This is a genomic window from Hyphomonas sp. (assembly GCF_017792385.1).
Taxonomy (GTDB): Bacteria; Pseudomonadota; Alphaproteobacteria; order Caulobacterales; family Hyphomonadaceae; genus Hyphomonas.
On record NZ_CP051230.1, the window covers coordinates 273,976 to 296,353 of the forward strand.

The window sequence follows — 22,378 nt, forward strand, 5'->3', positions numbered from 1 at the left end:
GTCTCCTTGTCGGGATTATATGTCTGATGGAAGCTAGAGCGGCGTGGCAATGCCGAGATAGCTGGCGAGAAGGATCAGGGCCCACAGGCACAGCACTGCCGGCCGGGTCCGTGTCAGCACGTCGGCGATCGTCTTGTCGGAGTCCGGCGTCGGCCCGGTGGTCGACAGGGTCACAATGGCCGGGATCAGCGGTTTCAGCAGCACCCGCACGATCAAGCCCATGACGATGGCCAGGCCCAGGATGATCATTTTGAGGCCGACGAACAGCGGATAGTCGAGCAGTCCGAACGCGACCGAAAGCCCTGCGCCCAATAGGCCGGCGAGGGCGAGGTATCGGATTCCCATATCGACGGATTTGTACCATGGATTGGGCGCACCATGATTGAGATGCACCATCCAGGCGAGCCCCAGCCAGACCAGGCTGGCGAGCCAGACGAGGCCGACAAGCAAGGGGGACACGGCAATCCAGCCCTTCGCGACCGCCAGGGTGAACCCGGTCGGGAAGGCCATGATCAGTGCGGTTCGCGGGGCCATGTCGATATCGTTCAGGATCTTCAAGGCCAGCATGCGTTCGGGTACGGACCGCTTTGAATCGGTCAGGAAGCCCGAGCTGTAGAAGGCCCCGAGATCCCCGCCAAGCCAGTAGATCGGGATCAGGACATGCAGCAAGGTAATGAGGGCGAGCGTCATGAAGTCAACTCCGTGGAGGACGCCGGACAGGCGTCAAGAAAGTTCCTGAGGGTCGCCAGCCGCCGTGCGGCAAAGTCCGGCTGTTCATAGGGTGGCAGGTCGGCAAAACCGGCAGCTTCAACCATGTCGGCGATCTCCCGCGTCGATGTCAGCAGCGGATCGCTTTCGCTGGCAACCAGCAGGAGCGGCACCTTTACGCGCCGGAGGCGCTCTGCGGCCCTCCAGCGAAATGCGGCGCGGTAGTTCAAATGATAAGTCTCACCGGCTTTCAGGACGTCCACCACCCAATCCTTCAGATCCTTCGCGCTGCCGAGACCGCCGGGACGCCGGGCCTCGGCCGAACGCTTGTACCAGGGAAAAAACACATACTGGTCGCGGCAAAACAGGAAAGCCTTCTGCAGATACGTTCCGTCGAGGTCTGCCGGGAATGGGTGCGCGTACTGCTCAAGATATTCCTGCAGCATTTCGTCCGACAGGTTCAACACGCCATCCGCGACAATGCCGATGACCCGGTCCGGAGCCAGTATGGCCAGTTCCGCGGCAACGCAGGCCCCTGTATGTGATCCGTAAACGAACACCTCGCCCAGATCGGCCGCATCCATGAATTCCAGCATGGCGGCGGCCAGGTCCGTCACTTCGGGGTGTGACAGATCCAGCGCGTCACTGTCGCCATTTCCGGGCGTGTCCGGCGCGACCACATGACAGGTTTCGGCCAGGCCCGATATCAACCCACCCAGCTGCCGGGCGCTGCCGGGCGATGCATGTATCAACAGGATGGTGCGGCCCTGCCCAGCTTCCCGGTAGTGCATCTGGCCGTGCCGGAGGTCTGCAAACCGTCGGCGCGTTTGCGAGACCGGTTGGGGCCTATCCATCCAGTTCAACCACTTCAAACAGGGCCCCGTCCGGAGATGTCAGAACACCAACCCGCCTGCCGCCATACATTGGCCCCCCGCGCACGACGGGCGGCGATGTCCAGCGCGCCTCGAGCCGGTCGAAATCCGGATAGGTAATGGTCGTGATGCTGACGCCGGGGGGCAAGGCGCCCTCATGCGCCGGGCGGGGTGTCGCACCCGCCGGATACTGGTCCAGCTCGATGAACACTTCGCCCTTCCATTTGGCCGTCACCAGTTCATGCTTGCTGTCCTCTGGCAGGCCGAAGGCTTTCGAGATCATCGTATAGGCAATGGCCACGGGATCGATCATCTCGAATCCGAAGACATCCCGGACCCAGGCGATGTTTGCAGGCAGGTCTGCGCAGGCAAGCACCATGATGAATGGTCGGTCGATCAGCGATTGAGGACTGGGCAGGCCGCTCGCCGGGTCGTCCACACGGATCTCGGTCAGATAGACGATCTCCTTGTCCGGCCCGCGCACCTGCATCGGCTTGACGGTCGGAAATCCATCAAGTGGCTTGGGCGGCCCGATGATTTCGAACTCGGATTGCTCCATGCGGGCATTCACCGCTTCGACATCCTGCACGCAGATTTCCGTGGCGGCCCAGCCATAGGTGCGGACCGGCTCGTACGCTTCCACGACATCTGCTTCGATGAAGCGGAGGAAAACCTCGGCGCCGGAAGCGGGCTGCATCACCACATAGGGCCTGCCGGCACTGGCCGGGGCATTCCAGCTGGCCGCCAGTTCGCCGGGCACCTCGCCCTGCTCCACCACGGCATAATCCAGCCATCTGGCGTATCGCTCTGCGCTCTCAGCCACGTCCCGGACCATGAGAGTTGCACATTTCAGCAAGGTCATTCGGCAGTCGCCCTGTCAGGTTGCGGGCGCACGCAACGCCCGGATCACATTTGGTATATCTTTTGTGGCGGGAAAGGAATTGTTTGGCAAGGGCTCGCCACGTCCAGAGCCACCCGTTTCGATCATTTATCCGCAATTGGGACAGTTTGCCCCGCATGGGCCGGGAAGGAAAACGCCCGGCACAGAAAACTGTGCCGGGCGCCGCGGGCAAGGCCGGGAATGCGGGAGGTCCGGGTCCTTGCAATCTGACGGCGGGAGGCAACGGGGGGAGGAAACCTGTGCCGTCAGTCCACGTTCGGGTGTCAAAACACACTTGAGGAACGGAAGGGGTCAGTCAGGACGCAAGCGGGCAATCACCTTTCCCATGGATTGACCCGACAGGAGATGCTCGATCGCATCCTGTACGCCTTCGAGCCCTGTAAACACCTGCTCATCGAACACGACTTTCAGGTCACCGGCCGCAAAGCGATCAAACATCCAGGCCCGCGCCGCCGGCCAATGGTCTGTCAGCAGGCCATTCATGAAACCGCGCACCGACGCGCCCTTGTAGTAAAGCTTGTTGCCGACACGCGGACCGGTCACTATTTCCGGACGCCCTTCCAGATCCTGCGCAGCCCCGCTCACCACGACCCGTCCGTGCGGCGCGACATTGTCTAGAAAGGCATCGAATATGGAGCCGCTGACCGTGTCGATGGCCACGTCCAGCCGGTCCTTGTATTCCTGCGCCAGCACGTCGGCCACGGATTCCGACTTGTAATCGATGGCCCGGTCCGCACCCAGCGACGTCACGAAGGCGGTCTTTTTCGAACCGCCGCACACGGCCACGACATGGCATCCATGATGCTTGGCGATCTGGACCAACAAATGCCCCAATCCGCCAGCAGCGGCAGAGATGGCGACCGTGTCCCCCGGCTTGAGCTGTGCGATATGGGTCAGCGCCAGATAGGCCGACACACCCGTCGACGCCAGAACAAGCCATTCCGGCCGCGTGTCGGGCACCTTGATGAAGCCAGCCGCAGGCGCGATGTTCCATTCCCGATAGCCTGACGGGAAGCGTGTGGTCACAACCGCGTCGCCCTCGGCAAATTCCGTGACACCTTCGCCGCACGCCTCAACGATCCCCATCGCTTCGACCCCGGTCAGGGTCGGCAGGCCGATGGAGACATAGTCCACCGCATTGCGGGCAATCTGCGTGTCGAAAATGCCATTGATGCCGCAATACAGGTTGCGCACCTGCACCTCTCCGGGACAGGGGGGCCGCCGGTCCAGATCGACCGTCCGGCTGCCGGCGCGGAACGTATCGGCAAATTCATGCAGTTCGATGGCCTTGTAGGTCAGGGTCACATGTCACCTTTGGTTTCAGCGGGATATCGGGCCAGCGCGCACACGGCACGGTCCCGGTCGGAGCGCACCGTATACGTTCGTTTGCGGATTATTAGCGTACGAGCTCGTCGCCGAGTTTCTCGGATGCGACATCCTCGGGCGCATCGGCAGCTTCGTTTCGCTGTTGCAGGATGCGCATCACGCGCGCCAGGTATTCCTGGGTCCACAGCCCACGTTCTTCCGCCGCCTTCTTGTCCGGCGTGTAGGCCTCGATCTCTTCCCGGCTCAGCACGCCCTTGGCCTCGAGCAGGCGCTCCAGCGTGTCGACCCGCTGGCGGGCCACCACCAGTTCCTGGGAAACCGCCAGCGTGATGTTCATCACAGTCTCGATTTCCTCGTCGAGAAACCAGGGACGTTTGCCTGCGGCCTTTGCGCCGGCGCCGGCGAGGGCTTGTTCAATACTCATCAGACGCGCGCTCCAATCACGTGCCACGCCGCCTTGCGGCCATAGTCTTCACTGTCATCATCGGCGGCATCCGGGAACAGATCCTTGTCCACCACGGCAGTCACGCCCCCATGGATCAGGGACGCACGGTCAAAACCTGCCTGCTCCATCTGCGTGTCGAGATCCAGCTCGTGCATGCGGCTCCAGAAGGGTTCATTGTTGTAGAAGGCATCCCAGTCGCGCATTGCCTGTTCGTACAGGGACATTTCGTCCGTGTACTGGGGCTGCTCGACATGAAGGACAATGCCGCCCGGCTTCACCAGCCGGCGGGTTTCGTTAAAAATGTTGCGCAAGGCACTCGACGACAATTCATGCAGGAACATGGTCGTCTGGATCCAGTCGAAGCTTTCATCCTCGAACATGGAGAGGTCCTCTCCGCTGGCCTGCACGAACCGGACGTTGTCGACTCCGAGCGATTTGGCCCGCGCCAGGCCGTAGCGCAATACCGGTGCGCCCAGATCGACAATCGTCATTTCCGCGTCGGGATAGGCCTGGGCAATCGGCAGGCTGCTATGTCCGACCGTGCCGCCGATCTCCAGGATCTTCTTCGGCTTGAAGTCCGGCAGATTGGTCTTCACCCAGTTCACGACCGCGTGTCCGCCACCATCGGTATATTTGCCAAGCATACCGGCCGTGGTCACGAAACCGGCATGATCGTAATTGGCCCCGTTGGTGACATCGCCGGGGAAGTATTCCGTGTGATAGCTGCCCGGCATGCAGTGATGGTCCACGCCCGATACATAGCGCGGCACCTTGATGGCTGGATTGAGCTGCAGCCGGTCATCATCGCGCGTCAGCTTGTCGGCAATCTCGGCCAGGCGCTCGCTCTGGCGCAGAGCGGTCCAGCGACCGGCCTGCTGGCGTTGCTCCATCGTGGCCCGGCGCAGCGCTGACCAGAATTTGTAAGCATAATCGCCCAGCATGGCCTTGCGCGCCTCGTGGCGGTTCGCCATGTCCCGTCCCGTCTTCTTGCGGAATTCCGGCTCCACATTCTGTTCGAACGAGGTCTTCACCCCCGGCATGATCCGGGTCGAAAGGTGCCGGTTCATCTGGGCGAGATAATTGATCCGCTCGACTTCATCATGGCTGGTTTCCGGAAAGATTCCGTGGCGCCCCACCACGCGGTAATCCGGAGGACCATCATAGGCGACTTCGGTAGGCTTGCTCGAATCTGTCACGACCGGATTCCTCCTGCTAAAATGATATACCAATTGTGTCAGGACTGACCGGCGCTGGCAAGTGGGGAGCGCCCAACTGCCGCATGGTCGGGAATCCGCCCTGCAAACAGTCAATTCTGCCGCCGGATTGACCGTCCTGTCTCGTCAATACGTATATGAACCGAACGCAGCCGTCCGCAAGCAAGCGTCTAGTCTTCGACAGTCCGCTGCGGGGCATCTTCCTCGAGGAACCGGAAAATCGCGTTCAACTGGTTCCGGTTGAGCTGCGAGACCGGCGGCATGGAAGAGCCACCAAGACCAGCCCCGGCAGGATCAATCACATAGGTACGCAGCCGCGACAGCTTCCAGCGCCCGTCAGCCTGCGACAGCGCCGGCGAATACGGGTATCCTTCCGTCGCGCCGATCCGGCTGCCGACAATGCCGGCCAGTGGCGGCCCGACCGCCGCTTCGCCATTCAGGGCATGGCAGGAAGCGCATTTCCAGCGAAACAGGTCCTGCCCCCAATTTTCCGACACCATGTTTCCAAGGGTCGCTTCGAGCGCCTCGACCTCGTCAAACCCGGACAACTCGAATGGAACTGCGTCCGCTGCATCGTCCTCATGGGTTTCCGGATCCCGCACGATCACCAGAGTCTTGTCATCCCGCATCAGGGCAAGGCGTCCGTCGTCCAGGAAGATCATGTCTCGAATGCGTCCCCCCATCGGAATCGGCTCGGCATAGATCGCCGTGTCGCCATCCAGCCGGATACGAAACAGGGATTGGCGCATCAGCGATGACACCAGAAGGTCACCGCGCCAGATGCCAAACGCTTCGCTGGCCTGCGGCATGGCAAGTATCTGCGACGTGGCCACGGACGGAACAAAGGCATAGACCGGCTTCTCATATCCGTCATGGCGCCCCTGCGCGACGGACCAGCGCAACGGGATTCGCGGATATCCCGCCTCCCCATAGCTGAAGCCCAGCGACACATAAGGCCAGCCATAGTTGCCTCCTTTCTTGATCAGGTTGACTTCGTCCCCGCCCTGCGGCCCGTGCTCGGTCGTCCAGATCCGGCCCTGATCGTCCACTTCCAGCCCTTGCGCATTGCGCAGACCTTCCGCAATCACTTCCACCATCCCCGTGTCCGGATCGACCAGCAACAGGCTGGCCAGGTCTCCCGGCGCGCCGGCCTCGACCCGCTCATTGCGGTTCTTCTTCCCGCCAAAACCGAAATCCCCCACGGTCAGGTAGAGGCGTCCATCATCGGATTCGTGCAGGCGCCCACCACTCATATGGCCGTCAAATCCGTAATCGACATCCGCCAGATCGATGCAGGGATCAATCTCGTAAACCGTGTCGAAATCCGACACCGCCACGGGAATGCCGTCGGTGATCGTCACGTCGGCGCGCGACAGGCGGGTGCAGATCTGGCCACTATCCTGGAAGTGATGATGCGTCACATAGAGAGCGTGCAGGTCTCCGCCGCGATGTTGCAGCAGGATGTCATGGGCGCGGAAGACCTTCCTGTTGAACTCGATCTCGTCCCAGGCGCGATGCTCGCGCAGCGCATCGAAATTCATCGGCACGCCCGACTCGAGATATCCGATCGCGCCGGAAGCGAGGTCGAGATACCCGATCCGGCCGAGGCCGGTGACGAACAATACGGTCTCGCCGACCGCGTCCAGCCCGCCCCCATCGACAACTCCGTCCACATTGCCCAGCGGGATTTCCAGGGTTTCGATGGTCTGCAGGCTGGTCTCCTGCGAAACCCACCCCAGGGCCGGCTCAACCGGGGCTGGCGGCGCGATGAGCCGAGCCTTGACCTTGCCTGCCAGGCCGGACTCCAGCAGCACCACCCCGCTGCCGACCCCCGCCACAAACACGCAGGCAAGTCCGGCCAGCAGAATCCAGTGTCGTCTCAATCCGGCAATCCGTTGCAGAATGTCCTTCACCTCGCCCCACTCCCCCGCGTCTGTTCCCCATGGGCGTAGCGCGGAGGCGTCGGCGGCGTCCAGCGCTTTCCCCCTTCACGCTAGAGTAGTTTCCGGAACACCCGCGGATTTCGGGCACAAAAAACCCCGGATGTGTCCATCCGGGGCATTTTGAAATTTCTGGCAAAGCCGGGAAGCGCTAGTCTTCCATGGCTTCCAGTTCGGCCTCGTGGCGGGCACGATCCGCAGCGCCCTTGGCGCTCTCATCGCGGTCAACCAGTTCAAGCACGGCAACCGGCGCATTGTCACCATGGCGGAAGCCGGCTTTCAGCACGCGGGTATAGCCACCATTGCGGTCCTTGTAGCGCTCGCCCATGACGTCGAACAGCTTGCGGACAGCGTCCTCGTTGCGGACTTTTGCGAGCGCCTGGCGGCGAGCCGTCAGGTCGCCCTTCTTGGCGAGGGTCACCAGCTTGTCCATGAGCGGAGCCATTTCCTTCGCCTTCGGAAGGGTGGTCACGATCTGCTCATGCTCGATGAGGCTGGCAGCCATGTTCGCGAACATCGCCTTGCGGTGCGATGTCGTCTTGTTCAGTTTGCGGTATCCAAGGCGATGGCGCATTGTCGTGTTCCTTAAGGAGGTGGTCAGGCCCCCGATTGCTCAGTGGGCTAGAGGTGGTCGTCGTATTTCTTGGCGAGGCCTTCGATGTCTTCCGGCGGCCAGTCCGGCACTTCCATGCCGAGGTGCAGGCCAAGACCGGCGAGGACTTCCTTGATCTCGTTCAGGGACTTGCGGCCGAAATTCGGCGTGCGCAGCATCTCTGCTTCGGATTTCTGGATCAGGTCACCGATGTAAACAATGTTGTCGTTCTTCAGGCAGTTTGCCGAGCGAACGGACAGTTCAAGCTCATCGACCTTCTTGAGCAGGACCGGGTTGAAGCCGAGATCGGTTTCTTCGGTCTGCGTGCCCGTATCAACGGTTGGCTCTTCGAAGTTGATGAACAATTGCAGCTGGTCCTGCAGGATCCGCGCGGCATAGGCCACGGCGTCTTCCGGCGTCACGGACCCATCGGTCTCGATGTCCAGCGTCAGCTTGTCATAGTCCAGAACGGTCCCTTCACGGGTGTCCTCGACCTGATAGCCCACGCGGCGGACCGGGCTGTAGATCGCGTCGATCGGAATGTAGCCGATCGGGGCATCTTCCGGACGGTGCGCCTCGGCCGGGACATAGCCCTTGCCGGTCGCAATCGTGAACTCCATGCGCACTTCGGCGCCCTCATCCAGCGTACAGATGACGTGGTCGGGGTTCAGGATCTGGGTGTCACCGGAGGTCTCGATCTGGCCGGCCTTCACTTCGCCCGGACCTTTTGCCTTCAGCACCATGCGCTTCGGCGTGTCGCTTTCCATGAAGATGGCGACCTGCTTCAGGTTCAGCACGATGGTCGTGACATCCTCACGCACACCCTGGATGGCGGAGAATTCGTGCACGACATTGTCGATCTGGACGCCGATGATGGCCGCACCCTGGAGAGAGGACAGCAGCACGCGGCGCAGCGCGTTGCCGAGCGTCGTACCATAGCCGCGCTCCAGCGGCTCGATGACGAGCTTCGCCTTGCGCTTGGCATCATATCCGGCCTGGACGACAGGACGGTTCGGACGGATCAGCACTTTCCAGTTACGGTCATTGACGTTGGTGGCTTCGATGTCTGCCATGGGCGACGGATCCTCAGAGATGGGTCTGGCGAGACGAAATTGCCTCGCCGGAGAAAAACGAACTAGACGCGGCGGCGCTTCGGCGGGCGGCAGCCATTGTGCGGAATGGGCGTCGTGTCGGTAATGGCGGTGACGGTCAGGCCGGCAGCCTGGAGGGCACGCAGGGCGCTCTCGCGACCGGATCCCGGACCGCGCACGCTGACTTCAACCGTCTGCAGGCCGTGGTCCATGGCCTTCTTCGCAGCGTCTTCCGCGGCCATCTGGGCGGCGTACGGGGTCGACTTGCGCGAACCCTTGAAGCCCATCATGCCGGAGGACGACCACGAGATCGTGTTGCCCTGGGCATCGGTGATCGTGACCATGGTGTTGTTGAAGCTGGAGTTCACATGAACCACACCGGAGGTGATGTTCTTGCGCTCTCTACGGCGGACGCGGGTCGTTTCACGAGCCATTGAAGACTATCCTATTTCTTCTTGCCGGCGATCGGCTTGGCCGGACCCTTGCGGGTGCGGGCGTTGGTGTGAGTCCGCTGGCCGCGAACCGGCAGCTTGCGGCGGTGACGGAGACCACGGTAGGAACCGAGATCCATCAGGCGCTTGATGTTCATCGACGTGTCGCGGCGCAGGTCGCCTTCGACCAGGTAGTCGGCATCGATGGTTTCGCGGATCTTGATGACTTCGGCATCCGTCAGCTCGTTCACGCGACGGGTCGACTCAACGCCGACCTTTTCGATGATCTCACGAGCCATGGCCGGGCCGATGCCATGAATGTACCGCAGCGCGATTTCCACGCGCTTGTTGGTCGGGATGTTAACGCCTGCAATACGGGCCAAGGCCGGTTCTCCTCAAGCGGACTGTTCAAACATAAAGAGCGCGCCAAGCCGGAATGGGTCCGCCTTGCGCGCCGGCGATTAAGCCTAAAGCTAAGAAACGAGGCTTATAGCGATGGAAATTAACGCGTCAACCGCGGAATCCCAGCTTTAAGCCGTCTCTTTCAGGGCCGTGTCGATGTCGGCTGCAACCGCCTCGATCGTGCCCATTCCGTCGACTTCCACAAGGATACCCCGTTCGGCATAAATCGGTACCAGCGGGGCGGTATCCTCATAGTATTTTTCGAGTCGTTTCGAGAACGTCTCGGGATTGTCATCCTTGCGGCCCTGCTCCTCGAACCGCTTGGTGACGCGCGCCAGAAGCTTGTCGTCATCCACCAGGATCCGGATCACCCGGTTGACCGACTGGCCGCGGGATTCAAGCAGACGGTCCAGCGCTTCGGCCTGGCCGACCGTGCGCGGGAAGCCGTCAAAGATGAAGCCCGGCGCACCGGCCTGGACTTCCAGCTGTTCGTCGATCAGGGCGATCACGATCTCGTCGGAGACAAGACCGCCTTCATCCATGATCTGGGCCACCTTCTGCCCGAGTTCCGATCCGGAGGCACGTGCGGCGCGAAGCATGTCGCCCGTGGAGAGCTGGACGAAGCCCCGCTCCTCGACCAGGCGCTTCGCCTGCGTGCCTTTCCCGGCCGCCGGCGGCCCGAACAGAATAAGGTTCATCTCTTGCGACCCCCAAGTTTCGACTTCTTGATCATGCCCTCATACTGGTGGGCGATCAAATGCGACTGAATTTGCGTAACTGTATCCATCGTAACAGACACAACGATCAGAAGAGAAGTACCGCCGATATAGAAAGGTATCTCTGGGAAATATCGCCGCAGCAGTTCCGGAAGGATACAGACGAACATCAGGTACAGGGATCCGATGGTCGTCAGCCGGGTCAAAACATAGTCAATATAGGCCGCCGTGTTTGACCCGGGACGGATGCCGGGGATGAATCCGCCATACTTGCGCAGATTGTCCGCCGTCTCTTCCGGGTTGAACATGATGGAGGTGTAGAAGAAGGCAAAGAACATCACCAGCACGGCATAGGTGATGATGTAGGTCCAGGATCCCGGCGCGAAATTCGTCGCCAGCCAGCCCAGGACGCCGCTCACGGCGCCGGAGGCTTCGGCGTCGGCGGGATTGCCACCCAGGAAGCCAACCGCCGTCAGCGGCAGCATCAGCAGCGCCGAGGCAAAGATCGGCGGGATAACACCCGACGTGTTCAGCTTCAGCGGCAGGAAGCTCTTCTGCCCCTGCGCCACGCCATGCGCCTGTTGCCGTTTCGGATACTGGATCAGCAGGCGTCGCTGCGAGCGCTCCATGAACACGATGAACACGACCAGCGCGATCACCATGGCCGCAATGGCCACGACAAAGGCGACGTTGACCGATGTGGTCCGCGCCTGCGAGATCAGGTTGAAGATGGCCTTCGGCATTTCGGCAATGATGCCGGCGAAGATGATCAGCGAGATGCCATTGCCGATGCCGCGCGCCGTGATCTGCTCGCCCATCCACATCAGCAGCATGGTGCCGCCGGTCAGCGTCACAACGCCGGTCAGGATGAAGAACCAGGACGAGATGCCGTCAATGCGCACGCCGGCCAGGCCCGCCGCGATCGCGAAGGACTGGACCAGGGCAAAGCCCAGCGTCAGGTAACGGGTGTACTGGTTGATCTGCTTGCGGCCCGACTCACCTTCCTTCTTCAGCTTCTCCAGCGTCGGGGACGTGGCGGTCAGCATCTGAATGATGATCGAGGCCGTGATGTAGGGCATCACGTTCAGGGCGAAAATGCCCATCCGCTCCACGGCACCCCCGGCAAACATGTTCATGTTGCCGAGCAGGCCACCGGACTGGCTTTCGAAGAACTGGGCGTATTGCTGCGGGTCGAGGCCCGGCAGCGGGATGAAGGTCCCGAGCCGGTAGAGGAAAAGGATCCCGAGAGTGAAAAGGATCCGATTCTGCAGGTCCTTGGCTTTGGCAAAGCTCCGGAAATTCATGTTCCGAGCCATTTGTTCAGCAGCATTCGCCATGGGCCGCTTGACCTCCCTGAAAAAGCGTTCGCCGCCTAAATCGGCGGCGAAACAGTATTTGTGAAGGGGTTACCGGAAAAAACCGCCGATTATTCGTCAGCAGCGTCTTTCGCCGGGCCCGTGACGGTCACTTTGCCGCCAGCCTTCTCGACCGCTTCAATAGCGGCCTTGGAGGCGCCTGTCACAGTGATATTCAGATTCTTCGGCGCGTCACCTTTCGCGAGCAGGCGGACGCCGTCGCGAACGTTGCGCACCAGGCCGGCAGCCACCAGCGACTCTTCGGTCACGTCCTTGGCATCCAGCTTGCCGGCAGCAATCGCCTTGCCGAGACGGCCGAGGTTCACCCAGGCATGCGTCTTGGAATTGCGGGCGGTGAAGCCACGCTTCGGCAGGCGCATATAGATCGGCATCTGGCCGCCCTCGAAGCCGTTGACGGCAACACCGGAACGGGACTTCTGGCCTTTCACACCGCGACCCGCCGTCTTGCCCTTGCCAGAGCCGACGCCGCGGCCAACGCGCATGCGGTTCTTTGTTGAGCCCTCAGCGGGAGACAATTCGTTCAGTTTCATCGGTCTATCTTTCGATATCGTGCGGCTGAAAGTGGTGGCGATTACTCGCCGACCACCTCAACCAGGTGAGCCACCTTGCGGATCATGCCCCGCACGGCAGGCGTATCTTCAAGTTCCTTGGTCCGGCCGACCTTGTTGAGGCCGAGGCCGACCAGCGTCTGGCGCTGCTCAGGCTTGCGGCCGATCGGGCTGCCGGTCTGGCGGACAGTGAGTTTGCTCTTGGCCATTCCCGTGCCCTCTCCTAGTTCGTCGCGTCAGCCATGCCGGCTTCGGACGCGCCATCATTGCGGCGGCCGACGACATCCTGAACCTTCAGGCCACGCTTGGACGCAACGGTCCGCGGGCTGTTCTGCTCTTTCAGCGCGTCAAAGGTTGCACGCACCATGTTGTACGGGTTGGACGAGCCGATCGACTTGCCGACCACGTCCTGGACACCCAGAACTTCCATGACAGCACGCATCGGACCACCCGCGATCACGCCGGTACCCGGAGGGGCGGCACGCAGGACCACCTTGCCGGCGCCGTGACGGCCCTTGCCGTCATGGTGCAGGGTGCGGCCTTCGCGAAGCGGCACGCGAACCATGTTGCGCTTGGCTTCTTCGGTTGCCTTGCGGATCGCCTCAGGCACTTCGCGGGCCTTGCCCTTGCCGAAGCCTGCGCGGCCCTTCTGGTCACCGACGACGACCAGGGCAGCAAAACCGAAATTCTTGCCGCCTTTGACCGTCTTTGCGACGCGGTTGATGCCAACCAGCTTGTCGACGATGTCGGACTGCTCCTCGTCGCGATCGCGATTCCGGCGGCCTCTTCCTCTTTCTTCAGCCATAGGGCCTCTCCTTAGAATTTGAGACCGCCCTCACGGGCGGCGTCTGCCAGGGCTTTCACCCGGCCGTGGAACATGTAACCGCCGCGGTCGAAGATCACGTCCTCGACGCCGGCCTTCTTCGCGCGTTCCGCGAGAGTCTTGCCGACCAGTGCAGCCGCTGCGGTGTCACCACCGGTCTTGGCCGAACCGAGCACGTCCTTCTCCAGCGTCGAGGCGGAAGCGAGCGTGATGCCCTTCTCGTCATCGATGATCTGGGCGGAGATATTCTTGTGGCTGCGCGCAACCGACAGGCGCGGACGGCCTTCGGCGACCTTCCGGAGCTTGGTACGAACGCGCTGGGCGCGGCGCAGCATCTTATCGCGTGAACTTTTCATGGGCTTACTTCTTCTTGCCTTCCTTGCGGCGGACATATTCGCCCTGATAACGGATGCCCTTGCCCTTGTAAGGCTCAGGCGGACGGAATTCGCGGATCTTCGCGGCCGTTTGGCCAACAGCCTGCTTGTCAGCACCCGAGACGATCACTTCGGTCGGCTTCGGCGCTTCCAGCTTGATGCCGTCCGGCGCCTTGAAGATCACGTCGTGCGAGAAGCCGAGCGCCAGTTTCAGGTCATTGCCCTGCATCTGTGCACGATATCCGACGCCAACCAGTTCCAGCGTTTTCGAATAGCCGTTGGACACGCCTTCGACGATGTTCGCGGCGCGGGCACGGGCGGTACCCCACTGCGTACGGGCGCGGGCGTCCAGCGCCTCGGCAAAGGTCGGCAGGCGGCGGCCGCGGGCCTTCTCGGTCTCGATCCGCTCGTTTGCAGCCTGGACCAGGTCCTCACGCGGCATCACGGACAGTTCGTTGTTCTCGAACTTCGGCGTGATCAGCTCGGACAGGACGAGCGACATTTCACCCTTCGAGCCCTTGACCGTGATGGTCTGGCCGTCGACGGTGACGGTCGTGCCGTTCGGCACTTCGATCGGGAGTTTACCAATACGTGACATGATAGCTCTCCTAGAATACGCGGCAGAGCACTTCGCCGCCCACATTTTCGCTGCGGGCTGCATTGTCAGACATCACGCCTTTCGAGGTCGAAAGGATCGAAATGCCCAGACCATTGCGCACCAGCGGAATGTCGGAGACAGAAGAGTACACCCGGCGGCCCGGCTTGGAGACCCGCTTGATCTCCGAGATCACCGGCTGGCCTTCATAGTACTTCAGCTCGATTTCAATATTCTTGTGGCCGTCCTTTTCAACTTCGGCATAGCCGCGGATGAAACCCTCTTCCATGAGGACTTCCAGCACGCGCATGCGAAGCTTGGACGACGGGGTGACGACTTTTGACATGCCGCGCATCTGGGCGTTCCGGATGCGGGTCAGCATATCACCGAGGGGATCAGAAATGTTCATCTTTGATATCCTCCCTCTCTACCAGCTGGACTTCACAAGGCCGGGGATCTGACCGTTCGAGCCAAGCTCGCGCAGCGCGATCCGCGACATCTTAAGTTTGCGATAGTAACCACGCGGACGGCCGGTCACCTCACAGCGATTGCGCACACGGTTTGCGGCCGAGTTACGCGGAAGTTCAGCCAGCTTGAGGCGGGCCTTGAACCGTTCTTCCAGCGGAAGATCCTCGTTCATGGCGACAGCCTTCAGTTCCGCACGCTTCGCAGCGTACTTCTCAACAAGCTTCTGACGCTTCTTGTTCTTCTCGATTGCGCTCTTCTTTGCCATGTCAGCAGATCTCCTGGCGCTAGTTCCGGAACGGGAAGCCACACTCGGCGAGGAGTGCCTTGGCTTCTTCGTTGGTTTCAGCCGTGGTGCAGACAATGATGTCCATACCGCGAACATCTTCCACCTGATCGTAATTGATCTCCGGGAAAACGATGTGTTCTTTGAGGCCCATTGCGTAGTTGCCCATGCCGTCAAAGCTTTTTCCGTTCAGTCCACGGAAGTCTTTCACGCGTGGCAGCGCAATATTGGTGAGGCGATCAAGGAATTCGTACATGCGCTCACGGCGCAGCGTAACTTTCGCACCGACCAGCATGCCTTCGCGCAGCTTGAAGCCGGCGATCGACTTGCGGGCCTTGGTCGCGACAGGCTTCTGGCCCGCGATCAGCTCCAGCTCGGCCAGGGCCGACTTGATCTTCTTGGAGTCGGAGACAGCTTCCCCGACACCCATGTTGATCACGACCTTGTCCAGTTTCGGAACCTTCATCGGGTTCGAATACTTGAACTGCTCCTGAAGCTTCCCGCGGATTTCCTCGCGGTACTTCTTCTTGAGACGGGGTTCGTATGCATCAGACATCGATGGACTCCCCTGAACGTTTGGCAAACCGCGTCTTGCGGCCATGCTCGTCAATTTTGAAACCAACACGTACGGCTTTTCCGTCACGCGGATCGGCATGAGCCACGTTGGACACGTGGATCGGTGCTTCGAACGTCTTCAGGCCGCCCGGGTCCATCTGGTTCGGCTTCTGGTGCTTCTTGACGACGTTGACGCCGCGCACAACAACGCGGTTCTCGTCGACCAGCACTTTCAGCACTTCACCTTTCGTGCCCTTGTCGCGGCCGGCGATCACGACAACCGTGTCGCCCTTCTTGATCTTGGCAGCCATCTTACAGGACCTCCGGGGCCATGTTCGCGATCTTGACCTGGTTCTTGCCGCGCAATTCACGCGGAACCGGGCCAAACACGCGGGTGCCGATCGGCTCACCATTATTGTTGATGAGGACGGCAGCATTGGTGTCGAAACGGATGGTCGTGCCATCCGGGCGATTGATGTCCTTCGCCACGCGAACAACGACAGCCTTGCGGACATCGCCCTTCTTCACGCGGCCGGTCGGAATGGCTTCCTTCACGGACACGACGATCACGTCACCGACAGACGCATACCGGCGTCCCGCACCGCCCAGCACCTTGATGCACTGGACACGGCGCGCGCCGGAATTGTCGGCGACGCGAAGGTTTGATTGCATCTGGATCATGCGTCACCTTCCCCGCCGGTCACAAGTTCCCAGCGTTTCAGTTTGGAGTGCGGAACACACTCCTGGATCGTTACGGTTTGACCCTCGACAGCCACATTGGCTTCATCGTGGGCGTGATACTTCTTGGAGCGGCGAACGATCTTCTTCATCACCGGGTGGGTGAAGGTCCGTTCGACGCGAACCACGGCGGTCTTGTCCTGCTTGGCCGAGACCACGACGCCTTCCATAATACGCTTTGGCATGATCTCTCTCCTACGCCTGGCCTGCTTCGGCTTTCTCGCGGAGGATCGTCTTTACGCGCGCGATGTCGCGGCGGACTTCCTTCACTCGGGCCGTTTTCTCCAGCTGGCCGGTGGCCGTCTGGAAACGCAGGTTGAACTGCTCTTTCTTCAGCTTGACGAGCTCATCCTTGAGCTGGTCCACGCTTTTCGCTCTTACATCCTGGGCTTTCATGATCAGATACCCTCGATCCGCTTGACGACTTTCGTCTTAATCGGAAGCTTCGCAGCGCCGAGGCGCAGGGCCTCGCGGGCAATCTCTTCCGACACGCCGTCGATTTCGAACAGGATGCGGCCAGGGGCGACGCGGGCGACCCAGCGGTCGACAGAGCCCTTACCCTTACCCATCCGGACTTCAATCGGCTTGGCCGACACCGGCAGGTCCGGGAACACCCGGATCCACACCTTGCCCTGACGCTTCATGTGACGCGTCACAGCCCGGCGGGTTGCCTCGATCTGGCGCGCGGTCACCCGCTCCGGCTCGAGAGCCTTCAGGCCGAATTCGCCAAAGGCCAGCGACGTGCCGCCCTTGGAGTTGCCGCGGATCTGGCCCTTGAAGGCCTTGCGGAATTTGGTTCGCTTCGGTTGACGCATGACTTACGCTCCGGCGGCTTGCGCACCGGTGGCCGGTCCGCGCTGGTTTGCATTGGCACGGGCACGGGACTGGCCGGAAGATTCCAGACGCTTGTCCTGAGCCATCGGGTCGTGCTCCATGATCTCGCCTTTGTAGACCCAGACCTTGATCCCGATGATGCCATAGGTGGTTTCGGCTTCTGCAGTACCGTAATCGATGTCGGCGCGCAGCGTGTGCAGCGGCACGGAGCCCTCTGCATACTTCTCGGTACGAGCAATCTCGGCGCCGCCCAGACGGCCGGACACCATGATCTTCACACCCTCGGCGCCCAGACGCATCGCGGACTGGATCGCGCGCTTCATGGTGCGGCGGAACGAGGCGCGGCGCTCAAGCTGGCGGGCAATGTCGTCGGCGATCAGCGTGGCATCGATTTCCGGCTTGCGGATCTCGACCAGGTTCACGCGGACTTCGTCGTCCGTCATCTTCGACAGCACCTTGCGCAGGGCTTCGATGTCGCCGCCCTTCTTGCCGATCACCAGGCCCGGACGGGCGGTATGGATCGTGATCAGGCACTTCTTGTGCGGGCGCTCGATGATGATTTTCGAGATGCCGGCCTGCTTCAGACGGCTGCGGATTTCCTTGCGGATCGCAATGTCTTCATGCAGCAGGCGGCCATAATCGGCCGTGTCGGCATACCAGCGGCTGTCAGACGTCCGGTTGATGCCGAGACGCAGGCCGATCGGATTTACTTTCTGACCCATTATGCGGCCTCCGCTTCAACTGAGGTGTCACGCAGGATGATGGTCATCTGCGCAAAGGGCTTCTGAATGCGTGCAGCGCGGCCACGGGCGCGGGCCCGGATGCGCTTCATCACGAGGTTCTTGCCGACATGCGCTTCCGCAACCACCAGGCTGTCGATGTCGAGACCATGATTGTTCTCGGCATTGGCAATGGCGCTTTGCAGCAGCTTGCGGACATCCTGGGCCGGACGCTTCGGCGAGAACTGCAGCTGGGCCAGTGCGCGCTCGACCGGCATGCCGCGGATCTGCTGAGCCAGCAGGTTCAGTTTCTGCGGGCTGGAACGGTACATGCGCAGCACGGCGCGGGACTCGTTCGATGCCTGCTTCGGAGGATTCTTGGCCTTACCCATGGCTTACTTCCTCTTCGCTTTCTTGTCCGCACCGTGGCCATAGTAGGTCCGGGTCGGCGCGAACTCGCCGAACTTGTGACCGACCATTTCCTCGGAAACGGAAACCGGGATGAACTTGTTGCCATTGTGGACCTGGAAGTTCAGGCCGACAAAGTTAGGCAGGATCGTCGAACGGCGCGACCAGGTCTTGATCACGACGCGCTTTTCAGAGGCGCGCGCTTCTTCTGCTTTCTTGAGCAGATAGCCGTCTACGAACGGGCCTTTCCAGACAGAACGTGGCATGTCTTGCGGCTCCTCTTAGCGTTTCGCGTTGCGGCGACGGATAATCAGGCGATCCGTAGCCTTGTTCTTGCGGGTTTTCGGCCCGCGGGTTTTCTTGCCCCATGGCGTCACCGGGTGACGTCCACCGGACGACTTGCCTTCACCACCACCATGCGGGTGGTCGACCGGGTTCATGACGACACCGCGGACGGACGGGCGCTTGCCGAGATGGCGCTTGCGGCCGGCCTTGGAGAGCACCTGGTTCATGTTGTCCGGGTTCGACACGGCGCCGACGGTTGCCAGGCAGCTGTCCATCACCATGCGAAGCTCGCCGGAGGCCAGCTTGATCTGGGCGTATCCGCCATCGCGGCCAACCAGCTGGGCATAGGTGCCGGCGGAGCGGACCATCTGCGCGCCCTTCTGAGGCTTCAGCTCGATGTTGTGGATGATCGTACCGACCGGAATGCTCTTCAGCGGCAGCGTGTTGCCCGGCTTGATGTCAGCCGTCTTGGACGTGACGACCGTGTCACCCACTTCAAGGCGCTGCGGCGCGATGATGTAGGACAGCTGGCCGTCTTCATACTTGATCAGTGCGATGAAGGCCGTGCGGTTCGGATCGTATTCCAGGCGCTCGACCGTCGCCGGCATGTCCCAGCGGTTCCGCTTGAAGTCGACCTTGCGGTACAGCTTCTTCGCGCCACCACCGATGCGGCGAGCCGTGATGCGGCCCTTGTTGTTGCGTCCACCGGACTTGGTCAGACCCTCGGTCAGCGCCTTGACGGGCTTGCCCTTGTGAAGGTCGGACTTGTCCACCAGCACCAGCTGGCGGCGGCCCGGGGATGTCGGATTGAAAGTCTTCAGTGCCATGTTTCTCGTCCTTCTCCCCTAGAGGCCCGTCGTGATGTCGACGGACTGGCCCTCGGCGAGCGTCACGATGGCTTTCTTCATGTCGTTGCGACGACCTTCATAACCACGGAAACGCTTCGTCTTGCCCTTCTGGAGCAGGGTGTTGACCTTGGTAACCTCGACCTTGAAGAGCGCCTCGACGGCCTCCTTGATCGCTTTCTTGTCGGCGTCGATCGCCACTTCGAAGACAATCTTGTTGTCTTCAGCCACCAGAGTGGATTTCTCGGTGATCAGCGGACGGCGAATGACGTCGTAGTGATGTGCTTTTACGTCGGCCATGATTACTTAGCCTCCTTCGCGCCGTCGAAACGGGCCTTGATGCCTTCGGCCGCTTCCTTCGTGATGACGAGCTTCTTGCGGCGCAGGATGTCGTAGACATTCAGGCCGGCCACCGGCAGCACGTCGATGTTCGGGATATTGCGGGCCGCCTTGGCGAAATTCGCATCCACGGTCGAACCGGAGATGATCAGCGCATTCTCGATGCCGAGACCGACGAACTGGCCAGCCAGCTCCTTCGTCTTCGGTGCCGTCAGCACGGCTTCGTCGAGCACGATGATCGCGTCATCCTTGACCTTGGAAGACAGGGCGTGGGCCAGCGCCATCTTGCGGACCTTTTTCGGCAGGTCGTGCGCATGGCTGCGGACTTTCGGGCCGTGGGCCACGGAACCACCGACAAAGATCGGAGCATTCTTCGAGCCGTGACGGGCGCCGCCGGAGCCTTTCTGGCGGATATACTTCTTCGTCGTAACGGAGACTTCGCCGCGGGTCTGGGTCTTGTGCGTGCCAGCCTGGCGCTTGGCCAGCTGCCAGCGGACCGTGCGCTGCAGGATGTCGCCGCGGATCTCGTCGATGCCGAAGATCGCGTCATCGACGGTGATCTTTCCAGCCGACTTGCCGGCGAGGGTTTTGACTGCGAGTTCCATTATTCAGCACCCTCTTCAGTTGCTTCAGCCGCCGGGGCTTCTGCAGCGCCGGGAGCCTTGAACGAGCCAGCGGCCGGGGCCTCGGCCGGAAGGGCCTTCTTCACGGCATCGCGGACTTCGACATAGCTGCCGTCATGGCCGGGCACGGAGCCCTTGACCAGGATCAGGCCGCGATCAACGTCGGTGCGGACCACTTCCAGGTTCTGGGTGGTGACACGCTCGACGCCGTAATGACCGGCCATTTTCTTGTTCTTGAACACGCGGCCCGGGTCCTGGTTCATACCCGTCGAACCGTGCGAACGGTGAGAGATGGACACACCGTGGGATGCGCGCAGACCACCGAAGTTCCAGCGCTTCATCGCACCGGCAAAGCCCTTACCGATCGTGATGCCGGCGATGTCGACTTTCTGACCCGGAACGAAATGGTCAGCCAGGACTTCGGAGCCGACTTCCGGCAGGTCGCCAGAGACGCGGAATTCCTTCAGCTTGCGCTTGGGCGCAACACCGGCTTTCGCGAACTGGCCGCGCATCGCCTTGGAGGTGCGCTTTGCCTTCTTTTCGCCAATGCCGAGGATGACAGCCTTGTAGCCGTCGGTGCGGGTGACGTCGCCGCCCTTCTTGGTCTTGACGGCGCGCTCGTCTTCGGTGCGCACGCCAACAACCTGGCAGCCATCGAGCGACAGGACGGTGACCGGCACGTGGCGGCCATTCTCGTCAAATACGCGTGTCATGCCAACCTTGCGGGCAAGCACGCCGGAACGGGGTGCTGGCAGAGCCATTAGCGGCCTCCCTCAAGCTTGATTTCAATGCCAACGCCGGACGACAGGTCGAGCTTCATCAGCGCGTCCACGGTCTGCGGGGTTGGGTCTACGATATCGAGGATCCGCTTGTGGGTGCGGATTTCAAACTGCTCGCGCGACTTCTTGTCGATATGAGGAGAGCGGTTCACGGTGAAGCGCTCGATACGGGTCGGCAGCGGGATCGGACCTTTGACCTCAGCGCCGGTGCGCTTGGCCGTGCTCACAATCTCTTTCGCCGACATGTCGAGGGCGCGGTGATCAAAGGCCTTCAGCCTGATCCGGATATTCTGTCGTTCCATCGTCTCGGTCCGTCCGCACAAAACACGTTGGCCCCAACAGGGCCGACATTGGCCCCAGGGCGTTACGTGGGATTAATTGTCTGTTTCGAGGGAGCGTTCGCTATCTAAAGCGCTGCCATCCCGGCGAAGTCGGGGGTTTATGGGATAGGCGAGGCGGCGTCAACTGAGTCGTGACGCTTTTATGCAGAAAGAGTCACAGCCCCGGAAGTGCCCTCGCCTAGCGTTCCGGCGGCATGTCGGAGACCGGAGGCAAACCGTACAATTCGCGCAGTTCAGCCTGGGTGGATTTGAGTGTGCCTTCGGGCCAACGCTCATTGCGAATATCATTCTGCATCGCCTCAACGGCAGGACCGACGACCGTTACCGCCAATTCCTCGCCGATCTTTACGGATTCCCGCATGATCGCATTGGTGCTTACCGCGAATTCCTGACCTGAGTCGGTCTCGAGAAAGGCACGCAAATCAGCCAAGGCTTGCGCGGACATGTTTTCGACATAGGCCGCCGCAAGCGGCTCGCGCATCTCCGAGATCAGGCCGTCCACCATATTCGAGGACAGCAATTGCGACAGCACACGTGCCGCATCAGTGGAAACCGTCTTGCCCTCTTTGGAAAACTCATTCTGGAAACTGCCCACCATCAATTCGGACATGCTGGCGAAGGCAGTCTCGAACTGGTCCCGCGTCACAGTCTGGTCAACGACATAGAGGGCATCGTCCATCGGGTCTGCATGACCGGGAAATCCCGCAAGACACACAAGCACGATGGTTGAAAGAAGATGTCTCATGTGCCGGATCCCCCCACTGAACGTTCGCATTTAAGCGACCACACCCTTCTACTTACCCGCGC

The 22,378-nt window shown here is 61.2% G+C and carries 35 protein-coding genes; all 35 read right to left on the reverse strand.

Annotated features, from left to right (window positions below):
- Window positions 1-33 precede the first annotated feature (33 nt).
- Window positions 34-690, reverse strand: coding sequence for a hypothetical protein (locus tag HF955_RS01320; protein ID WP_291077231.1), 657 nt, complete (start codon window positions 688-690; stop codon window positions 34-36).
- Entirely contained in the window at window positions 687-1,562 is an 876-nt protein-coding gene (locus HF955_RS01325) for an alpha/beta hydrolase (RefSeq protein WP_291077233.1), read from the reverse strand. The genes HF955_RS01320 and HF955_RS01325 overlap by 4 nt, the downstream gene beginning before the upstream one ends.
- A complete protein-coding gene (locus HF955_RS01330) occupies window positions 1,555-2,442 on the reverse strand; it encodes a VOC family protein (RefSeq protein ID WP_291077234.1) in 888 nt (295 codons plus the stop codon). Before HF955_RS01330 ends, HF955_RS01325 begins: the two co-directional genes overlap by 8 nt.
- A 330-nt stretch (window positions 2,443-2,772) precedes the next feature.
- The gene (locus HF955_RS01335) at window positions 2,773-3,786 is read right to left on the reverse strand and encodes a zinc-binding dehydrogenase (RefSeq protein ID WP_291077236.1); all 1,014 of its coding nucleotides are present in this window, start codon (window positions 3,784-3,786) and stop codon (window positions 2,773-2,775) included.
- A 91-nt stretch (window positions 3,787-3,877) separates the two neighbouring features.
- Window positions 3,878-4,231 (reverse strand): hypothetical protein, encoded by a 354-nt coding sequence (locus HF955_RS01340; RefSeq protein ID WP_291077238.1) that lies wholly within the window; start codon window positions 4,229-4,231, stop codon window positions 3,878-3,880.
- Window positions 4,231-5,448, reverse strand: a complete 1,218-nt coding sequence (locus HF955_RS01345; protein ID WP_291077240.1) for a class I SAM-dependent methyltransferase — start codon at window positions 5,446-5,448, stop codon at window positions 4,231-4,233. Before HF955_RS01345 ends, HF955_RS01340 begins: the two co-directional genes overlap by 1 nt.
- A 188-nt stretch (window positions 5,449-5,636) precedes the next feature.
- Complete coding sequence (locus HF955_RS01350) at window positions 5,637-7,379, reverse strand: PQQ-dependent sugar dehydrogenase (protein WP_291077242.1); 1,743 nt, start codon at window positions 7,377-7,379, stop codon at window positions 5,637-5,639.
- A 178-nt stretch (window positions 7,380-7,557) separates the two neighbouring features.
- The gene (gene rplQ / locus HF955_RS01355) at window positions 7,558-7,980 is read right to left on the reverse strand and encodes a 50S ribosomal protein L17 (protein ID WP_027836758.1); all 423 of its coding nucleotides are present in this window, start codon (window positions 7,978-7,980) and stop codon (window positions 7,558-7,560) included.
- Between the two features lie 47 nt (window positions 7,981-8,027).
- Complete coding sequence (locus tag HF955_RS01360) at window positions 8,028-9,071, reverse strand: DNA-directed RNA polymerase subunit alpha (protein ID WP_027836759.1); 1,044 nt, start codon at window positions 9,069-9,071, stop codon at window positions 8,028-8,030.
- Between the two features lie 62 nt (window positions 9,072-9,133).
- A complete protein-coding gene (gene rpsK, locus HF955_RS01365; RefSeq protein ID WP_027836760.1) occupies window positions 9,134-9,523 on the reverse strand; it encodes a 30S ribosomal protein S11 in 390 nt (129 codons plus the stop codon).
- A gap of 11 nt (window positions 9,524-9,534) precedes the next feature.
- Entirely contained in the window at window positions 9,535-9,903 is a 369-nt protein-coding gene (gene rpsM / locus HF955_RS01370) for a 30S ribosomal protein S13 (protein ID WP_027836761.1), read from the reverse strand.
- 147 nt (window positions 9,904-10,050) lie between these two features.
- On the reverse strand, window positions 10,051-10,620 hold the full coding sequence (locus HF955_RS01375; RefSeq protein WP_027836762.1) for an adenylate kinase: 570 nt from the start codon (window positions 10,618-10,620) through the stop codon (window positions 10,051-10,053).
- The gene (gene secY / locus HF955_RS01380) at window positions 10,617-11,975 is read right to left on the reverse strand and encodes a preprotein translocase subunit SecY (RefSeq protein ID WP_367279747.1); all 1,359 of its coding nucleotides are present in this window, start codon (window positions 11,973-11,975) and stop codon (window positions 10,617-10,619) included. The genes HF955_RS01375 and secY overlap by 4 nt, the downstream gene beginning before the upstream one ends.
- Window positions 11,976-12,064: 89 nt before the next feature.
- Window positions 12,065-12,544 carry a 50S ribosomal protein L15 gene (gene rplO / locus HF955_RS01385; RefSeq protein WP_291077249.1) on the reverse strand — a complete coding sequence of 160 codons (480 nt, stop codon included), beginning with the start codon at window positions 12,542-12,544 and terminating at the stop codon, window positions 12,065-12,067.
- A gap of 41 nt (window positions 12,545-12,585) precedes the next feature.
- Complete coding sequence (gene rpmD, locus HF955_RS01390) at window positions 12,586-12,771, reverse strand: 50S ribosomal protein L30 (RefSeq protein ID WP_027836765.1); 186 nt, start codon at window positions 12,769-12,771, stop codon at window positions 12,586-12,588.
- A 14-nt stretch (window positions 12,772-12,785) separates the two neighbouring features.
- Window positions 12,786-13,367 (reverse strand): 30S ribosomal protein S5, encoded by a 582-nt coding sequence (gene rpsE, locus HF955_RS01395; protein ID WP_027836766.1) that lies wholly within the window; start codon window positions 13,365-13,367, stop codon window positions 12,786-12,788.
- An 11-nt stretch (window positions 13,368-13,378) separates the two neighbouring features.
- Window positions 13,379-13,741: a 50S ribosomal protein L18 gene (gene rplR / locus HF955_RS01400; RefSeq protein WP_027836767.1), complete on the reverse strand. Its 363-nt coding sequence runs from the start codon at window positions 13,739-13,741 to the stop codon at window positions 13,379-13,381.
- Window positions 13,742-13,745: 4 nt separating this feature from the next.
- Window positions 13,746-14,357 carry a 50S ribosomal protein L6 gene (gene rplF, locus HF955_RS01405; protein WP_291077251.1) on the reverse strand — a complete coding sequence of 204 codons (612 nt, stop codon included), beginning with the start codon at window positions 14,355-14,357 and terminating at the stop codon, window positions 13,746-13,748.
- A gap of 10 nt (window positions 14,358-14,367) precedes the next feature.
- Window positions 14,368-14,763 carry a 30S ribosomal protein S8 gene (gene rpsH / locus HF955_RS01410; RefSeq protein ID WP_027836769.1) on the reverse strand — a complete coding sequence of 132 codons (396 nt, stop codon included), beginning with the start codon at window positions 14,761-14,763 and terminating at the stop codon, window positions 14,368-14,370.
- A gap of 18 nt (window positions 14,764-14,781) precedes the next feature.
- Entirely contained in the window at window positions 14,782-15,087 is a 306-nt protein-coding gene (gene rpsN, locus HF955_RS01415; protein ID WP_027836770.1) for a 30S ribosomal protein S14, read from the reverse strand.
- Between the two features lie 19 nt (window positions 15,088-15,106).
- Window positions 15,107-15,661 (reverse strand): 50S ribosomal protein L5, encoded by a 555-nt coding sequence (gene rplE, locus HF955_RS01420; RefSeq protein WP_291077254.1) that lies wholly within the window; start codon window positions 15,659-15,661, stop codon window positions 15,107-15,109.
- Window positions 15,654-15,971 carry a 50S ribosomal protein L24 gene (rplX, locus tag HF955_RS01425; RefSeq protein WP_027836772.1) on the reverse strand — a complete coding sequence of 106 codons (318 nt, stop codon included), beginning with the start codon at window positions 15,969-15,971 and terminating at the stop codon, window positions 15,654-15,656. The genes rplE and rplX overlap by 8 nt, the downstream gene beginning before the upstream one ends.
- Window position 15,972: 1 nt before the next feature.
- Window positions 15,973-16,341, reverse strand: coding sequence for a 50S ribosomal protein L14 (gene rplN / locus HF955_RS01430; protein ID WP_027836773.1), 369 nt, complete (start codon window positions 16,339-16,341; stop codon window positions 15,973-15,975).
- Window positions 16,338-16,583, reverse strand: coding sequence for a 30S ribosomal protein S17 (rpsQ, locus tag HF955_RS01435; protein WP_027836774.1), 246 nt, complete (start codon window positions 16,581-16,583; stop codon window positions 16,338-16,340). The genes rplN and rpsQ overlap by 4 nt, the downstream gene beginning before the upstream one ends.
- 10 nt (window positions 16,584-16,593) lie before the next feature.
- The gene (rpmC, locus tag HF955_RS01440) at window positions 16,594-16,794 is read right to left on the reverse strand and encodes a 50S ribosomal protein L29 (RefSeq protein ID WP_027836775.1); all 201 of its coding nucleotides are present in this window, start codon (window positions 16,792-16,794) and stop codon (window positions 16,594-16,596) included.
- A 2-nt stretch (window positions 16,795-16,796) separates the two neighbouring features.
- Window positions 16,797-17,213, reverse strand: coding sequence for a 50S ribosomal protein L16 (gene rplP, locus HF955_RS01445; RefSeq protein WP_027836776.1), 417 nt, complete (start codon window positions 17,211-17,213; stop codon window positions 16,797-16,799).
- A 3-nt stretch (window positions 17,214-17,216) separates the two neighbouring features.
- Window positions 17,217-17,954: a 30S ribosomal protein S3 gene (gene rpsC, locus HF955_RS01450; RefSeq protein WP_027836777.1), complete on the reverse strand. Its 738-nt coding sequence runs from the start codon at window positions 17,952-17,954 to the stop codon at window positions 17,217-17,219.
- A complete protein-coding gene (gene rplV, locus HF955_RS01455) occupies window positions 17,954-18,343 on the reverse strand; it encodes a 50S ribosomal protein L22 (RefSeq protein WP_027836778.1) in 390 nt (129 codons plus the stop codon). Before rplV ends, rpsC begins: the two co-directional genes overlap by 1 nt.
- A gap of 3 nt (window positions 18,344-18,346) precedes the next feature.
- The gene (gene rpsS / locus HF955_RS01460) at window positions 18,347-18,625 is read right to left on the reverse strand and encodes a 30S ribosomal protein S19 (protein WP_027836779.1); all 279 of its coding nucleotides are present in this window, start codon (window positions 18,623-18,625) and stop codon (window positions 18,347-18,349) included.
- A gap of 15 nt (window positions 18,626-18,640) precedes the next feature.
- Window positions 18,641-19,471, reverse strand: coding sequence for a 50S ribosomal protein L2 (gene rplB, locus HF955_RS01465; RefSeq protein ID WP_291077258.1), 831 nt, complete (start codon window positions 19,469-19,471; stop codon window positions 18,641-18,643).
- A gap of 18 nt (window positions 19,472-19,489) precedes the next feature.
- Complete coding sequence (locus HF955_RS01470; protein WP_291077259.1) at window positions 19,490-19,789, reverse strand: 50S ribosomal protein L23; 300 nt, start codon at window positions 19,787-19,789, stop codon at window positions 19,490-19,492.
- 2 nt (window positions 19,790-19,791) lie between these two features.
- On the reverse strand, window positions 19,792-20,433 hold the full coding sequence (rplD, locus tag HF955_RS01475) for a 50S ribosomal protein L4 (protein WP_027836782.1): 642 nt from the start codon (window positions 20,431-20,433) through the stop codon (window positions 19,792-19,794).
- The gene (rplC, locus tag HF955_RS01480; RefSeq protein ID WP_027836783.1) at window positions 20,433-21,212 is read right to left on the reverse strand and encodes a 50S ribosomal protein L3; all 780 of its coding nucleotides are present in this window, start codon (window positions 21,210-21,212) and stop codon (window positions 20,433-20,435) included. Before rplC ends, rplD begins: the two co-directional genes overlap by 1 nt.
- A complete protein-coding gene (rpsJ, locus tag HF955_RS01485; protein WP_027836784.1) occupies window positions 21,212-21,532 on the reverse strand; it encodes a 30S ribosomal protein S10 in 321 nt (106 codons plus the stop codon). Before rpsJ ends, rplC begins: the two co-directional genes overlap by 1 nt.
- Before the next feature lie 217 nt (window positions 21,533-21,749).
- The gene (locus tag HF955_RS01490; RefSeq protein WP_291077262.1) at window positions 21,750-22,316 is read right to left on the reverse strand and encodes a DUF2059 domain-containing protein; all 567 of its coding nucleotides are present in this window, start codon (window positions 22,314-22,316) and stop codon (window positions 21,750-21,752) included.
- Window positions 22,317-22,378: the final 62 nt, after the last annotated feature.